We start from the raw sequence: 2,027 nt of genomic DNA on the forward strand, positions 1-2,027 counted from the left end.
TCTCCTCGTATAATCGTCTTTGTAAGATCTTTTTGCTCTTTTTCCAGCTGATCCGGACAGTTGAAAAGGGATCAAGGGAATTTCCAGTTGGGGCCCATCTGGAGGGCTCAGCCCACGGTTTGAAAGAAGCTTCAGCTTCCTCATTCCTGATTTACCCGTTTCACCTGTTTTATCGTTTTGCCTCGAATGAGGAAGCTGAAGTGAAATACCAATCTTTATTGCTGCAGTACATTAACTCTTAGCTGCACTTCTTTGTTATGCGCTCTTTTGAAAACTTCATATCCGTGGCCGTTAGATGGGCTATGTCCCCATCGCCAGTAATCGGCTATAGACTTCTCAGACCTGCCTGTGGAACAATGGGATCAACAAGCATCTCTCAGGGTATTTCTTATTCTCCTTGCGGACCGAAAGGTACTGCTGTTAAAGCCTGCTACCCGTGATCCATCACTCATGTTCTAACCGCTGGATGCGCCTCCTCTTGCGTCCGGGGCGTAGCACCCATCAATTGTCGGACGCTTGCGGATGAGTGCTAATGACGAGGCTGAAGTCGGTGGTTTCCACGGGCACCCAGGTCTGAGTTTTGCTTGATTTTATCCACAATAGGAGGTGATTCTATGTCACCAATGCTGATTGGAATTGACGTTAGCTTAAAGTCTCACCATGTACAATTCATGGATGGGACCGGTTCCTCACTCGCTTCCTTTGCCGTGCCCAATGATCGAGCAGGGGCTGATTCCCTTATTCATAAGATGTTGGACACCGCATCGAAAGCAGATGCGCGAGAACTTCGCATCGGGATGGAGGCGACCTCCAATCTCGGCTGGCATCTTGCTCACTATCTGAAAACCGAGCTTCAGGGATATGAACCCAACGTTCAATCCCAGATTTACGTCTTAAATGCGCGAAAAGTGGCCAAGTTCAAGAAGAGTTATGAAGCTCTTCCCAAGAATGACCGCATCGATGCCTGGGTGATTGCAGACCATTTGCGATTTGGACGACTGCCTCATGAGATGAAAGATATCATCCAATACGAAGCCTTGCAGCGCCTCACCCGCACGCGGTTTTACTTGATCAATAACATCAAACGAGACAAGACCTTTTTTCTGAATCAGGTCTTTTTGAAGTTTAGTGGCATGCGCCAAGACAATCCGTTTTCCAATACGTTCGGCAGCACCTCGCTTGCTGTTATTCAAGAGCTAGAGCCTGAGCAAATTATGACGATGTCTGTTGAAGAACTTATTTCATTCTTACAAGACAAGGGTAAAAACAAGTTCGACAATCCCGAGGAGATCGCTGCGTATCTAAAGAAGATCGCGCGTACCTCTTACCGACTCGATAAAGCGATGAGCGATCCCGTGAATATTTCCATGGCAACGACGCTGAGTGTGATTCAGCACTTGGAATCCGAGGTCAAGAAACTCGACAAAGAGATCGCCAAGATTATGAGGGGGATCCCGCAGACGCTCACTTCTGTCAAAGGAATAGGCCCTGTCTTCGCTGCTGGTATTCTTGCGGAAATTGGCGGTATTGACCGCTTCCATGATCACAACGCTTTAGCTAAGTATGCAGGGCTCGTCTGGAGCCAGCACCAGTCCGGTGAATTCGAAGCCGACGAAACGTCGCGCATGCGAACAGGGAACAAATACTTGCGTTATTATTTGGTCCAAGCTGCCGACTCTGTACGTAAGCATGACGCCGAATACACTGAGTTCTACAAAAAGAAGTATGACGAAGTACCGAAGCACAAGCACAAAAGAGCACTCGTCCTTTCTGCACGAAAATTGGTACGATTGGTATTCATGCTACTGAAGACCAATACCCTGTACACACCACCTGAGAGGAGGAATCCATAGATTTACCGGATTCTTACACTTCTAACAGTTCGCCCACGCTAAATACCTGTCTGAAAATTTCGATAACATGGTGGGTCTAGTTTGGTGTACTCTTTTTTCGTGCCGAAAGGCAATTTGAGCTTTTCTTTTTCCAGTTACGCAAAATTAACTACTTGACATTACACCGCTGGGCTT

Annotated in this window: 2 protein-coding genes; both read left to right on the forward strand. The window is 47.2% G+C overall.

All coding sequences use genetic code 11. The features are described from left to right. Positions 1–242 (forward strand): hypothetical protein (locus M6D81_RS31385; RefSeq protein ID WP_262681592.1); only part of this gene is annotated, 242 nt, incomplete at its 5' end. 372 nt (positions 243–614) lie between these two features. Further along, positions 615–1,853, forward strand: a complete 1,239-nt coding sequence (locus M6D81_RS31390; RefSeq protein WP_262681593.1) for an IS110 family RNA-guided transposase — start codon at positions 615–617, stop codon at positions 1,851–1,853. Positions 1,854–2,027: the final 174 nt, after the last annotated feature.

Source organism: Paenibacillus sp. J5C2022 (assembly GCF_025567625.1).
Classification (GTDB): domain Bacteria; phylum Bacillota; class Bacilli; order Paenibacillales; family Paenibacillaceae; genus Pristimantibacillus.